Below are 12,731 nucleotides of genomic sequence, written 5' to 3'. Positions count from 1 at the left end.
AACGCCCGAGCCCAGCCCAAGACGAACTTCGCCGCCAGTTCGCCGATCAGAAGCTGGACCAGTTACCCGGCCAAGGTTGCGTGACGGCCCACTAGTTCGTGTATTAGATGGAGCCGTCGGCCCGAACGGCTCCATCTTCCACGGAGGTCAATCCACGATGTCGTATTGGCCCGAGGCCGTGGTGCTGGTGACGGGTGCGGCCGGGTTCATCGGATCGCACCTGGTCAGACGCTTACGCTCGCTCGGCGCGCAGGTGCATGCGATCAGCCGGCGGCCGCAGCGGGCCCGCCACGGCGAGATCTGGCACCAGGTTCGGCTCGACGACGCCGGCGACACCTCGCGGCTCTTCCGGTCGGTACGCCCGAACCTGCTGTTCCACCTCGCCGGCGAGGTCACCGGGTCACGCGGCGACGAGGTCGTCCGGGCCACGCTGGAGAGCAACGTCGTGGGCGCGGTCAACGTGTTGTCGGCCGCCCGCGAGCACGGCGTCCGGACCGTGTTCACCGGCTCGATCGAGGAGCCGCGGCCGGGCAACGACCACGCGCCGCCGTCGTCGGCGTACGCGATGTCCAAGTGGGCCGCCACCGGCTACGCGCAGCTCTACCACCGGCTCTGGGACCTGCCCGTCACCGTGCTGCGTCCCAGCATGGTCTACGGCCCGGCCCAGCCCGACACCACCAAGCTCGTGCCGTACGTGACGCTCTGTCTCCTGCGCGGCGAGCGTCCCCGGCTCACCAGGGGGGCCAAGCTCGCCGACTGGATCTACGTGGACGACGTCGTCGACGCGTTCGTCCTGGCGGGCACGTCGGATAAAGCGGTCGGTCACACGCTCGATATCGGGACGGGCCTGAAAACCCCGGCCCACGAGATCGTCGAACGGCTTTACCGGATCGCCGGCGCGCCCACGCGACCCGAATTCGGTTCCGCCCCCGATCGCCCGCATGACATCACGCAGGTCGGCGACATTGCACCGGCGGCGGACCGGCTCGGCTGGCGACCTGCCACGGATTTGGACGAAGGGCTGCGCCGGACCGTTAATTGGTATGCGTCGCAAGAATGTCACGAAGAATCGCACTCTTAGCCGATCAGGCGGAATTCTGCGAGCATAGGGGTTACTGATCCGGCCGGAGCCGAGGAGCCCCTGCATGAGCCGTCTGAATGCGCTGCGCAGTCGTTTTGTGGACGCTCCTGACTCCCTGGGAGCCAAGGCACGAGCACGGCGGTGGCGCTGGTTCGCCGACCGGTTCCCGGACCTCGACCAGATGAGCGTCCTCGACCTCGGCGGCACGGCCGGGGCCTGGATGCGGGCGCCGGTCAAGCCGGCGCACGCGCACATCGTCAACCTGGAACAGCCGCCCGCCGACCTGCCGTCGTGGCTGCGGGCCGACGTCGCCGACGCCTGCGACCTCCCGTCCTCGATCCGCTCCAGCCGTTACGACCTGGTCTTCTCCAACGCCGTCATCGAGCACGTCGGCGGCCACCAGCGCCGGCAGCGGTTCGCCGACACCGTGCACGAGATGGCCGAGCGGCACTGGGTGCAGACGCCGTACCGGTACTTCCCGGTCGAACCGCACTTCCTGTTCCCCGGGTTCCAGTTCCTGCCCCTCGCCGCCCGTACGACGATCCTGCGCCGCTGGCCGCTCGTGCACACGCCGACCTCCGACCGGGACGCCGCGCGCATGATCGCCATGGAGGTCGAGCTGCTCAGCGTGACCGAGATGCGGCACTACTTCCCGAAGTCCCAGATCCACTTCGAGCGGCTGGGCGGGCTGGTGAAGTCGGTCATCGCGATCCGGGCCTAGCACGTGCTTCACAGGGGTCCTGAGGGCCTGCGACGTCAGTCGGCCAGCACGCTCGCGCCGCCGCTCTCCCAGGTGTTGCCGCGCCAGACGTTGCCCGGCCCCTCGGGATCCCAGTACGCCACCGCGCCCGAGTAGCCGCCCTTGGGCCACACCTTGCGGCTGAAGACGTTGTCGACGACCTTGATGTTCGAGGACAGGCCCTTGCGACCGGCGCCCGCGTAGAGCGTCCAGCCGCCGCCGGCCAGCAGGTTGCCCTGCACGGTGACGTTGCGGGTCACGCCGAAGTCCTGGAACAGGGCGATCGCGCCGGTCTGGTCGAGCGTGTTGATGACCGTGTTGTGGCGGATGATCAGCTCGGTGCCGGGGAGCGCGGTGCCGGTCGACATGATCATGTCGGTGTGGTCGGTGGAGTAGTACTTGGGGTCGTGCACGTACGAGTCCTCGATCAGGCCCTGGTCGGTGTGGATGCCGTTGGAGATCGTGTGGATGTCCACCCGGCGGACGGTGATCAGCTTGCCCTGGTTGAGGATGCCGAACTGGGTGCGCACCTTGCCGTTGCCGAAGATCTCGCTGTCCTCGACCTTCAGGCCGGAGAAGCCCTCGCGCTGGAGGATGCCCCAGTAGTCGCTCTGGCCGCGGACGCGGGTGTTGCGGATGGTGACGTTGTCGGCCTCGACGGTGATGTCGCCGGTGACGTCCCAGCCGTCGATGACCTTGCCGTCCTCCTTGATGACGATCGAGCCGGTCTTCTTGACCAGGTTCGTGCCGTCGGGGACGCCGGTGTTGCCCTCTCCCGGCCAGTCCCGGGACGGGGGCGGGCTGGAGGGGGGCGTCTTGGTGGGCGTGCTGGTGGGCGTCGCCGTGGGTGTGCTGGTGGGGGTGGCCGTCGGTGACTTGGTGGGGGTCGCCGTGGGGGTCTGGCTGGGCGTGGGGCTGGGCGTCCGGGTGGCTGTCCGCGTGGGGGTCGGCTTCGGGGTGGGCGTCGGTGTGCTCGTGGTGGTCGGGGTGCTCGTGGTGGTCGGGGTGCGCGTCGGCGTCGGCGTCGGGGTGCCGGGCGGGTCCACTGTGGGCGTCACGGGCGGGCTCACCGTGGGCTTCCCGGTCGGCCGGTGTGTCGGCCAGCGAGTGGGCCAATGGGTGGGCCGGTGGGTCGGGCGGCGGGTGGGGCGCGCGGTCGGCTTCCTCGTGGGCCGCCTGGGCCACCACTGCGGTTCCTGGCTCCGGGTCTTCCTGGGCCGGGGCTTCTGGGTAGTGGGACGCGATCTGGGCTTCTGGCCGGCGGCGGCGTGCGGCCCTGCCGCGGCCTGCGCCCCGCCGGCGTCCGTCAGGACCGCCCGGGGCTCCAGTACGTCGGTGGCGATGATGCCGTACCCGCCGGCCAGCAGCGCCACCACGGAAACGCCGGCCAGGGATAACCACCCCGCGCGTCTCTTCCCTCTTCGATGCCTTGACACAGGTGACTCCTTCCGATCTAGGCCAGGTCCGAGTCCCCCAAGGGGAGAGAGTAGCCATGCCGGAAGCAGGAGTGAGGCTTTTTACCGAAAAGGACGCCGCTTTCCTCTTAATTCACAATAATCACAGCTTTTTCATCTGTCATATTGAATCCGACAAAAGGTCGTCATCCCGGCGGCACCGTCCCGCCGTTCTCCCAGGTGTTCCCGTCCCATCGATTTCCGGACCCGTTCTTATCCCAATATGAGACCGGGCCCGCGAATCCCCCCTTGGGCCAGACGCGGCGGCTGAAGACGTTGCCGATCACCTTGATGTTGGACGACCTGCCCTTCGCCCCCGCCCCGGCGTACAACGACCAGCCGCCGCCGGCCAGCAGGTTCCCCTGCACGGTGACGTCGCGGCTCACGCCGAAGTCCTGGAACAGGGCGATCGCGCCGGTCTGGTCCAGCGTGTTGATCACGGTGTTGCCCCGGATGACCAGCTCGGTGCCGGGGGCGGGCGGCCCGGTGGACATGATCATGTCGGTGTGGTCGCCCGCGTAGTACTTCGGGTCGTGCACGTACGAGTCCTCGACCAGGCCCTGCTGGGTCAGGATGCCGTTGGAGATCGTGTGGACGTCCACCCGGCGGACGGTGATCAGCTTGCCCTGGTTGAGGATGCCGAACTGGGTGCGCACCTTGCCGTTGCCGAAGATCTCGCTGTCCTCGACCGTCAGCCCGGTACGCCCCTCACGCTGGAGGATCCCCCACCAGTCCTGCTGCCCGCGCACCCGCGTGTTGCGGATGGTCACGTCGTCGGCCTCGACCGTGATGTAGCCGGTCACGTCCAGACCGTCGATGACCGCGCCCTTCTCGCTCACCACCAGGGAGTCCGACGGGCGCAGGCGTACGCCGTCGGGCACGCCCGTGTTGTCCGGGCCCGGCCAGACCCGCCCGGACGCCCGCGACGGCGTGGCGGAGACGGACGCGGACGGCGTGGCGGGTGAGCGGGAGCCGAGCGGCTCCCTCCCGGAGCTCTGGCACGCGCTCAGCAGCACGACCGCCAGGACCAGGCCAAGGCACAACCCTCCGGCGTACGGCCTCACTCGCCCTTGGACTTCCGGCCGCCGACGAGGTCGGCCAGCGCGGGCGGCGTCCAGCGCTTGGCGACCTGGCGCAGGTTGCTCTTCCACGCCTCGCCGGGCCGCTGCTTGAACAGCGTGGTGTGGTCGTCGGTGACCTCGTCCGCCGGCCTGCCGTTCGAGTAGTAGTAGAGCGCCATCGAGCGCCGCGCGCGGTCGGGCGGGCAGGTGAGCGGGTCGGGGTGGCCGTGGTTGGCGTCATCGGTCGTGGCGAACAGGACGAACCGGTTGAAGACCGGCAGCACCTTCGACTCGCACGCCGTCATGTCCTTGTTCCACAGCTGCAGGTGGCCGCCGTAGCTCTCCTCCCAGTCCTTGTTCAGGTACAGCAGGCCGTTGAGCCGGCGGTCCAGGTTGAGCTTGCGGCTCTTGTTGAAGTCGGCGTGCACCTTGAGGAAGCCGCCCGGCCGGATCTGGTGCAGGCCGCCGCCCTCGAAGTGCGGGTCGGAGACGAGTTGCCCGATGCCGGTCAGCCGCTCCAGGAACTCCATGAACACCCCGGAGTTGAACTCCGCCAGGAGGTGCCGGGTGGCCGGCCCCATGCGCTCGGTGTCGGCCAGCGCCAGCTTCACCTCGCGCGCGCTGTCGAACCGCTCCCAGGTGGCGTCGCGCGGCTCCGGGAACTCGTCGAGCACGGGCTCCAGCACGTCCGGCGGGAGGAAGTCGTCGATGACCACGTGGCGGAAGGGCGAGGCCGTGCGGAACCGCTCGGAGTACTTGTCCGCCAGTGGAAAGAGCTCGTCCCGGCGAAAGGTGAAAGCCTGCAGGTTCTGCATGGAGTCTCTCTCCGTCTCTACGACACCGGCCGCTATCCCCATATCGCCTCACCGGTGCCATCTGTTACCTGTAACGATCCATTCCTGGGGCGCGATGGGCGACATGTGACGTCCGGCCCTCCCCGTCTCGCGATCGTGATCGTGACCTACAACAGCGCGCCGGTCCTCGGCGGATGCCTGGCCTCCCTGCGGGAGGGCGCCGAAGGGGTGCTCCTCACCGACGTCGTCGTGGCGGACAACGCCTCCAAGGACGACTCGCTCCGCCTCGCCGAGCAGGCCGCCGGCCTGCCGGTCAGGCCGTTGCAGGTGGGCAGGAACGCCGGTTACGCGGCGGCGATCAACGCCGGCATCGCGGCGCTCGACCTCGACGAGCTCGACGCGGTCTTCGTGATGAACCCCGACTGCCGCCTTCGTCCTGGTTCGCTGGCCGTGCTCGCGGCCGCGCTCGGCCGTCCGGGCACCGGCATCGCCGTTCCCCGGCTGGTCAGCACCGAGGGCGTGCTGCACCACTCGCTGCGGCGCACGCCCGCCGTCCGCCGGGCGCTGGCCGAGTCGTTGCTCGGCGGGCGGCTCGCGGGCCGCATCGGCACGCTGGGCGAGATGGTCGCCGACCCGGACCGCTACGAACGGCCCGGCCCGGCGGACTGGGCCACCGGGGCCGCCATGCTCCTGTCGGTGGCGACGCTCGCCGAGGTCGGCCCCTGGGACGAGTCCTTCCTGCTGTACAGCGAGGAGACCGAGTACGCCCTGCGCGCCGCGGACGCGGGCTGGACCCTCTGGTACGAGCCCGCCGCCCTGGTCGAGCACATCGGCGGCGAGGCGAAGATCAGTCCGATGCTGGCCGCGCTGCTCACGGTCAACCGCGTGCGGCTGTTCAGGCTGCGCCGCGGCCGGATCGCGACCGCGGGCTTCTACCTCGCCGTGCTGCTCGGCGAGGCGATGCGGGCGGCGGCGGGCCGGCGTACGGCGCGGGCCTCCGTCGTGGCCCTGCTCAGACCCTCCCGCCGGATGCGGGCCCTACCCGGATGAGAGGAACACCATGAGAGTCGAGCGGCTGGACCTCGACGGCGTGCTGCTGTTCGTGCCGACGCCGAGCCACGACGACCGGGGCTTGTTCACCAGGACCTTCGACGCCGCGATCGCCGCCGCGCACGGGCTGGACCACACCGCGTTCGTCCAGGACAGCCAGTCCCGCTCGCGGCTCGGCACGATCAGGGGGATGCACGGCCGGTCCGGCCGCGGGGAGGCCAAGCTGGTGCGGGCCGCCCACGGCGCGGTGCTCGACGTCCTGGTGGACGCGCGTCCTGGGTCGCCGACGTTCGGCTCGCACGTCACCGTCCGGCTCGACGACGTGACGTTCGCGCACCTGTACGTGCCGCCGGGCATCCTGCACGGCTACCAGGCGCTGACCGAGCACGCCGACGTCTGCTACCGCATCGACAGGGAGCACGACCCGGCCGAGGACCTGGCCGTCCGCTACGACGACCCCGACCTCGCGCTGCCCTGGCCCCTGCCGGTCAGCGCGATCAGCGAGCGCGACCGTTCGGCGGGGTCGTGGAAGGAGCTGAGGAGCGTCCTGGCCGCCTGATCGGCGCGTTCCAGGCGCAACATCGCCCCGGCGGCGCCGATCAGCAGGAACATCAGGCTGGTGATGCCGGGGAAGGACAACATGTCGAACGTGGCCGCGCCGAGCAGCGGGATCACCAGGCAGGCGGCGATGGTCAGCCCGAGGTTGCGCACGTTCGGGTCGGTGCTGAGCCGGCGCGCCCACAAGGCGACGGACATCCCGGCCACGATCACGCCGACGAAGCCGACCACGCCGATCAGCCCGGTCTCGACCAGCGACAGCAGGTACTGGTTGTCGAACACCTGGTGCTTGAACGGGTACCAGGTGCCCGGCCCGCGGCCGAAGATCGGGCTCCTGCCGAACTCCCGCATCGCGAACGGGTAGTCGTGCGTGCGGTAGATGATGCTGCTGTCCTCGCCCGCCCCGGCGAACAGGTTGTAGAACGTTCCGAGCAGGCCGGGCACCAGCACCTTCATGAACCCGAGGAACACGACGAACGCGCCGGCCGCGATGAGCCTGCGCCGGTTCGACCAGCCGAGCAGGAGGATGATGCTCGCGCCCGCCAGACCGAGCACGGCCGTCCTGGACACCGAGAACATCAGGCCGGCCCCGATGACGGCGGCGCAGATCCACCAGCGGGTCGCGGCCTGACCGCGGCTGCGCGCCTGGAAGCCGAGGTGCGCGGCGATAGGCAGCACCATCGCCGACACCGCGCCGAACTCGATCGGGTGCCCGAGCGTCCCGGCGACCCGGCGCAGGTCCGACCGGGAGATCACGGTCGGCACCTCCTCCGTGGACGAGTGGCGCAGGCCCGGGAACTGCATGTACTGGGTGATGTCGAGGTCGAGCCTGAACTGCAGCAGGGCGACGACCGCCGAGAAGGTGCCGCCGACCACGACGGCCTTGAGCACGAAGTCGAGCCGCTCTCGGCTGCCCAGCCCGTCGCACATCACCAGGACCAGGCTCACGTAGCCGAGGTAGAGCACGAGCGTGTGGTCGGCGAGGTTGAGCTCGTCGGAGGGCAGGTAGACCGAGGTCGTGTACCCGTAGACGGCCAGCAGGAGCGCGCCGTAGACGAAGATCGCGGTACGGGCGGGGTTGGCTCCCTTGGCGGCGCCCGTCGTACTGATCATCTGGGCGCACACCCACACCAGGCCCAGCGTCAGGGCCACGATCTCGGCGGGGGTGAGCGACAGCGGGAGGCCGGCCACCACCAGCCGGGCCGGGAGGACCAGCAGCACCAGGACGAAGATGCCGATCATCGTGGCGCCGTCGGCGCGCCTCGGCATGAGGATCGGGGTCATCCTTCACGTCCGGCCAGCGAGCGGGTGCCGTTGGCCGCGGCGGCCTCGACGCGCGGGGGCGTGGCCGGGCCGGACCGGCGGGCACGGCGGTGCCGGACGAAGCTCTCCGTCATGAACGCGGCGAACAGGCTCATGAAGAACGCCAGCGCCCCGGCGACCACCGCGCTGCGCATCCGGCTGCCCTTCTTCTCGTCGGCCTGCGTCGGCGGCACCACGACCGTGGCGGTGACGTACGTGGTGGGCGGCGCGTTGACCTTGATCTGCCGGGCCCGCAGCTCCTTCTGGGCCAGCGCCGTCACCTTCGTGACGATGCCGTGGGCCAGCTCGGCGGTCGGCGCCTCGCAGACGACGACGATGAAGGGCGTCGCCGGCATCAGCTCGGGGTTGGTGCCACCACTGGTGATCTTGAGCGTGACGGCGCCGCCGGGCGGCGCGCCGACCGCGGCACCCGTCTCGGGGGTGTTCAGCGCCTGGATGAGGATGGAGGAGGTCATGCTCAGCCCCTGGTCGAAGGAGACCAGGGGGTTGGTGCGCGGGTTGGGGAACGCCGGGTCGCTCGGCACGCTGCCGCCGGTGACCGGCAGGGTGAGGACGAGCGCCGAGGTGGAGATGAACGTCTTGGGCGCCACGGCGTACACGCCGAAGGTGCCCGCGATCGTGAGCAGGAACGCGGGCACGGTCACGTACCAGCGTCTGAACAGGACCGTCACCGTCGCCCAGAAGTCCATGCCGGGCCTCATCCCTCGCCGTCGTCCTGGTTCGCCTTCCTGGGCCCGGGCACGCGCGAGAGGGGCTCTCCCCGGTAGACGGGGAACTCCATCGTGGCGGAGCTGTCCTCGTCGAGCGCCGAAGTCGGGGCCGGGGCCAGAGGTGGGGCCAGAGGTGGGGGCGGCGTCGGTGCGGCGAGCGGTTCGCGGGCCGGGGCCTCGGCGTCCGGCCGCTTCTCGGGGGCGGGCGCCCGTTTGGTCAGCACGCCGTAGGCGATGCCGAGGCCCAGGAACAGGCACAGCAGGGCGGCGCCGATCGCGCCCTGCCAGCTGAGGCTGCTGTCGGCCTCGGGCTTGGCGGGCGGCACGATGTCGGTCGAGGTGATGAACGTGTTCGCCGGCGCGCCGAGCGCCTTCTGCCACTTGAACAGCTCGGCCGCCACACGCTCACGGGCCGCCATGAGCACGGCCGTCGCCTTCTCCGCCGAGTCGCTGTTGACCCTGACATAGATGTAGGGGCCGTTGATGTCCAGGACGTTCGGGTTGGTGCGCCCGTCGTCGATCGTGATCTCGGTCGGGCCGTCCTTGGGGGCGCCGAGCTGCGTCCAGACGTCCTGGGTGTTCATCGCCAGGATGACGATGCTGGCTCCGGTCTTCAGGGCGTCGTTGAAGTTGAGGAAGGGGTTGGTCAGCCCCTGCTTGGCCTTGTCGTTGGAGACCGTGCCGCCGTTGACGGGGGTGGCGAGCACGAGCGAGACGTCGGCCGTGTACTGGGCCGGGATGACGAGATGGACGACGCCGCCCACCAGGACGGAGAGCAGGATGAGCGGTGGACCTATGTGAATTCGCCGGAGAAGACCAAGGATCGCCTTCCAGAACTCCATTTTGGTACGTTCCCCCGCATCGGCGACGCTTGCCCTATAGACGGCCATCGCCGAAAAGCAGGAAGACGTTACATCGCTCCGGACCGGTTACATCCCGCCGCGCCCGACCGATAGACCTACCGACTACGGCGACGGGGGTTCCCTTGGGGCTGACAGTGGAGCGTCCGGCGACGCGGGGCCGGCTGGCCGGGCTCGACGGATTACGCGGCCTGGCGGCCCTGTTCGTGGTGCTGCACCACTGCTGGTTGCTGACGTGGCCGGGGTTTCCCGTCAACGATTCGCCCGGCTGGACGAAATGGCTGCTCTACGGCCATTTCGCGGTCGTGGTGTTCATCGTCCTGTCCGGGTTCTCGCTGGCGGTCTCGCCCGCCAGGTCCGGGTGGCGGCTCGGCAGCATCCGGACGTTCTTCCAGCGGCGGGCCTGGCGCATTCTGCCGCCGTACTGGGCGGCGCTGCTGTTCAGCCTCGTGATCGCGTGGGCGGTCATCCCGCAGCCGGGGCAGCAGCCGCCCACAGGCCAGTCGGCCCTCATCTACGGGCTGCTGCTCCAGGACGTCTTCGGCTCCCCCAGCCCCAACGGGGCCATGTGGTCGATCGCCGTCGAGGCGCAGCTCTACCTGGTGTTCCCGCTGATGCTGCTGGTCCTGCGCAGGTGGGGCGCGGCGCTGATGCTCGGCGCGGTGACCCTGATCGTCGTGGCGGTGGGGGCGCTGGCGCCCGCGGTGCCAGCCGTGGAGCTGCTGATGCGGCTGACCCCGCAGTTCGCCGCGCTCTTCGCCATCGGCGCGGTCTGCGCGGGAGTCCTGCGCACGCCGGAGGAGTCGGGCCGGGCCGCCTGGCACTGGTACGCCGCCGCGGCCGCCGCGCCGGTGCTGCTGCTGGTGGTGGCCGCCGGGCCGGTGTGGGTGGTCGGCAACTTCTTCTGGGTGGACCTCGCGATCGGCCCGGCCGCCGGACTGCTGCTGGCGGGCGTGGCCTCGGGCCGGCCGGTGTGGCTCGTACGGCTGCTCGACACCCGTCCGGTCCGGCGCCTCGGCTCCTTCTCCTACAGCCTCTACCTGATCCATGCGCCGCTGGTCGTCATGATCAACCGGCTTGTCGTCGCCCCGCGCACGCCGCCCGGCATGCCCACGTTCCTCCTCACGCTCGCCCTGGCCGTGCCGGCCAGTATCGCGGCGGCGTGGTTGTTCGCGTCCGTCTTCGAGCTGCCCTTCCAGCGGCATCGGAGCTGGAAGGGCTTGCGCGAGGCCGTACGCGCGCGGGTCAGGTGAGCTTGGCCAGCGCCTCGGCCTCGTAGGCCGCGGCGAGCTCTTCCGGGATGCGGCTCAGGTCGTCGGCTCGGTGGAAGTCACGCAGGGTGGTGCCCTGGCAGGTCGCGTCCACGTTGGGCGCCGCCGCACGGGAACGCACGTCGTCGATGTGCACGGTGCGGAAGTCGATGCTGAAGCGGGTCCTGCCGGAGGTGTTGGCGACGGTGGAGTGCAGGTGCGCCCCGGAGAAGAGCATCATGCCGCCCGGCTCGGGGACCAGCCGCAGCTCGGCCCCCAGATCGAGCTCCTCCTCCGGCTTGGGCTGCTCGCGGGTGTCGCTGTGGATGTGCTGCGCGGCCGCGGGCCGGCTGACGGCGGTCCATTCCGCGTAGTCGTAGCGTCCGCTGCCGTTGCGTACGGGGCGGTCGAAGTAGTGCGGGTGCAGGGCGAAGACGTTCTCCGGGACGACCTCGTAGACCGGGATCCACCAGTTGACCTGGCAGAACGGCGCGGAGTACCAGCAGTCGCGATGCGCGTGGTAGGCGTAGGAGATCCCGGAGTCGAGGTAGTGGTCGGCGGTGGAGGTGCGCAGCCTCGGCACGTCGAAGTAGGTCTTGTCGAGCGCCATGCCCTGCTCCTCCAGCAGGGCGGCGAGGATCCTCTTGCTGGTGGGGTGGTGGATGAAGCGCGGCTTGAGCTGCGCGAGCAGTGCGGCGAACTCCTCGACGGGCATCTCGTACTGGGCGGTCTGCGGGTCGCGGCCGTCGAACGCCTCCTCGATCAGCTCGCGGGCGAACTCGATCAGTTCGGTCGAGGCGGGCGTCGCGGAGTAGAGAAAGACATCACCCTGGAAGATCATTTTGCGCCGGACATCGTCATTAATCCGGCTGTTGGCTAATAAAACGGGCATAGCGAGATATTCCCCCTCGCGTGGTGCTTTTCCTTTCTCTCGTCCCGGTCCGCTTCTTCGTTACACGGAGACCGCGCGATCACCTTTTCGAGGTGACCGCCCTGGTGGCCATCCCGGCCAGCTTGCGGCCGCGGTGCGCGAGCATCTTCCGCTGCCGCCGCCAGTACGCCCGCATCAGCACGGCACGGGCCCGCCCGCGCTGCTCCGCCGACAGCTCCATCCCGCCCAGGGCCTCGTGGATGGCGCGGAACTGCAGCGTGGTGGCGAACCGCGCGGTCCAGGCCGGCACGCCGAGCATCGAGGCGATCGCCGACAGCCGGCGTTCGCGCAGGTGGCGGTGGGCGAGCGGCTCGGGCACGTGCCCCCACGGCGCGGTCAGCGCCAGCCGCGCGGCGAAGACCTCGTCCTCGCGGATCATCCGGGGGCGCGGCACGGCGGCCACCCGCTCCCGCCGCATCAGGCCGTAGAGGGGGTCGAGCCTGAGGTGCTGGGCGGCCCACACCTCGCACAACTCCTCCAGGCGGTCGACGGGGTCGTCGGACAGCAGGCGGGTGCCGAGGTAGCGCGGCTCGTGCACGGTCCCGTCGAGCCAGGTGTAGGTGACCTCGGTGGTGACCAGGATGAGCCGCTCGTCGTCCCGGAATGGCTCAAGGGCACGGGAGACGTAGGTCGGTTCGAGGCGGTCGTCGTCGCCCATCCAGCGGAAGAACCGGCCGCGCGAGCGCCGCAGCACCTCCTCGAAGTTGTCGACGACGTGCAGGTCGCGCTCCTGCCGGTGGTAGACGATCCGGCTGTCCTCCTTGGCCAGCAGGCGGCACAGCTCCTCGGTGTCATCGGTGGAGGCGTTGTCGGAGATCACCACCTCGATCTCGGCGTGTTCCTGGGCGAGCACCGACCGGACGGCCGCCTCCAGGTGGTCCGCGCCGTTGCGGACCGGCATTCCGATGGACACCAGCATC

Annotated in this window: 13 protein-coding genes and 1 pseudogene; 5 read left to right on the top strand and 9 right to left on the bottom strand. The window is 70.1% G+C overall.

Annotated elements, in window-relative coordinates; translation table 11 throughout:
- Positions 1 to 157 precede the first annotated feature (157 nt).
- Together ACIA8R_RS04610 and ACIA8R_RS04605 are read left to right on the top strand one after the other, a co-directional pair.
- Entirely contained in the window at positions 158 to 1,081 is a 924-nt protein-coding gene (locus ACIA8R_RS04610; RefSeq protein ID WP_364099296.1) for an NAD-dependent epimerase/dehydratase family protein, read from the top strand.
- A 64-nt stretch (positions 1,082 to 1,145) separates the two neighbouring features.
- Positions 1,146 to 1,802 carry a hypothetical protein gene (locus ACIA8R_RS04605; RefSeq protein WP_364099299.1) on the top strand — a complete coding sequence of 219 codons (657 nt, stop codon included), beginning with the start codon at positions 1,146 to 1,148 and terminating at the stop codon, positions 1,800 to 1,802.
- Between the two features lie 35 nt (positions 1,803 to 1,837).
- Here ACIA8R_RS04605 and ACIA8R_RS04600 read toward each other — a convergent pair whose 3' ends face one another.
- The 4 genes and pseudogenes from ACIA8R_RS04600 to ACIA8R_RS04585 form a co-directional block, all read right to left on the bottom strand.
- On the bottom strand, positions 1,838 to 2,878 hold the full coding sequence (locus ACIA8R_RS04600; RefSeq protein WP_397036545.1) for a hypothetical protein: 1,041 nt from the start codon (positions 2,876 to 2,878) through the stop codon (positions 1,838 to 1,840).
- Positions 2,879 to 2,902: 24 nt separating this feature from the next.
- A pseudogene (locus tag ACIA8R_RS04595) lies at positions 2,903 to 3,193 on the bottom strand (PT domain-containing protein); the annotation flags it as partial.
- Positions 3,194 to 3,420: 227 nt separating this feature from the next.
- On the bottom strand, positions 3,421 to 4,317 hold the full coding sequence (locus ACIA8R_RS04590) for a hypothetical protein (protein WP_397036513.1): 897 nt from the start codon (positions 4,315 to 4,317) through the stop codon (positions 3,421 to 3,423).
- A 17-nt stretch (positions 4,318 to 4,334) separates the two neighbouring features.
- The gene (locus ACIA8R_RS04585; protein ID WP_357692273.1) at positions 4,335 to 5,150 is read right to left on the bottom strand and encodes a 2OG-Fe(II) oxygenase; all 816 of its coding nucleotides are present in this window, start codon (positions 5,148 to 5,150) and stop codon (positions 4,335 to 4,337) included.
- Between the two features lie 54 nt (positions 5,151 to 5,204).
- On the opposite strand from ACIA8R_RS04585, the gene ACIA8R_RS04580 reads away from it, so the two are divergent.
- Together ACIA8R_RS04580 and ACIA8R_RS04575 are read left to right on the top strand one after the other, a co-directional pair.
- Complete coding sequence (locus ACIA8R_RS04580; protein WP_397036510.1) at positions 5,205 to 6,179, top strand: glycosyltransferase family 2 protein; 975 nt, start codon at positions 5,205 to 5,207, stop codon at positions 6,177 to 6,179.
- 10 nt (positions 6,180 to 6,189) lie between these two features.
- A complete protein-coding gene (locus ACIA8R_RS04575; RefSeq protein ID WP_357692277.1) occupies positions 6,190 to 6,738 on the top strand; it encodes a dTDP-4-dehydrorhamnose 3,5-epimerase family protein in 549 nt (182 codons plus the stop codon).
- Here the strand turns inward: ACIA8R_RS04575 and ACIA8R_RS04570 are convergent.
- Genes ACIA8R_RS04570 through ACIA8R_RS04560 form a run of 3 tightly spaced genes read right to left on the bottom strand, consistent with a single transcriptional unit; the run spans position 6,627 to position 9,612 of the window.
- Positions 6,627 to 8,021: an O-antigen ligase family protein gene (locus ACIA8R_RS04570; protein WP_364099309.1), complete on the bottom strand. Its 1,395-nt coding sequence runs from the start codon at positions 8,019 to 8,021 to the stop codon at positions 6,627 to 6,629. The two genes, ACIA8R_RS04575 and ACIA8R_RS04570, sit on opposite strands and share 112 nt — an antisense overlap.
- Positions 8,018 to 8,749 carry a hypothetical protein gene (locus ACIA8R_RS04565; RefSeq protein WP_397036508.1) on the bottom strand — a complete coding sequence of 244 codons (732 nt, stop codon included), beginning with the start codon at positions 8,747 to 8,749 and terminating at the stop codon, positions 8,018 to 8,020. The genes ACIA8R_RS04570 and ACIA8R_RS04565 overlap by 4 nt, the downstream gene beginning before the upstream one ends.
- 8 nt (positions 8,750 to 8,757) lie before the next feature.
- Positions 8,758 to 9,612 carry a hypothetical protein gene (locus ACIA8R_RS04560; protein WP_397036506.1) on the bottom strand — a complete coding sequence of 285 codons (855 nt, stop codon included), beginning with the start codon at positions 9,610 to 9,612 and terminating at the stop codon, positions 8,758 to 8,760.
- Positions 9,613 to 9,755: 143 nt separating this feature from the next.
- On the opposite strand from ACIA8R_RS04560, the gene ACIA8R_RS04555 reads away from it, so the two are divergent.
- The gene (locus tag ACIA8R_RS04555; protein ID WP_397036504.1) at positions 9,756 to 10,883 is read left to right on the top strand and encodes an acyltransferase family protein; all 1,128 of its coding nucleotides are present in this window, start codon (positions 9,756 to 9,758) and stop codon (positions 10,881 to 10,883) included.
- On the opposite strand, the gene ACIA8R_RS04550 is transcribed toward ACIA8R_RS04555, so the two are convergent.
- Both ACIA8R_RS04550 and ACIA8R_RS04545 read right to left on the bottom strand, forming a co-directional pair.
- On the bottom strand, positions 10,876 to 11,721 hold the full coding sequence (locus tag ACIA8R_RS04550) for a hypothetical protein (protein ID WP_364099321.1): 846 nt from the start codon (positions 11,719 to 11,721) through the stop codon (positions 10,876 to 10,878). The genes ACIA8R_RS04555 and ACIA8R_RS04550 overlap by 8 nt on opposite strands.
- A 130-nt stretch (positions 11,722 to 11,851) precedes the next feature.
- The gene (locus ACIA8R_RS04545) at positions 11,852 to 12,730 is read right to left on the bottom strand and encodes a glycosyltransferase family 2 protein (RefSeq protein ID WP_397036502.1); all 879 of its coding nucleotides are present in this window, start codon (positions 12,728 to 12,730) and stop codon (positions 11,852 to 11,854) included.
- Between the last annotated feature and the right edge of the window lies 1 nt (position 12,731).

It is taken from the genome of Nonomuraea sp. NPDC051191 (genome assembly GCF_044455665.1).
GTDB lineage: Bacteria > Actinomycetota > Actinomycetes > Streptosporangiales > Streptosporangiaceae > Nonomuraea.
The sequence above is the reverse complement of the archived record's forward strand: the minus strand, read 5'-3'. Positions and strand labels throughout refer to the sequence as shown.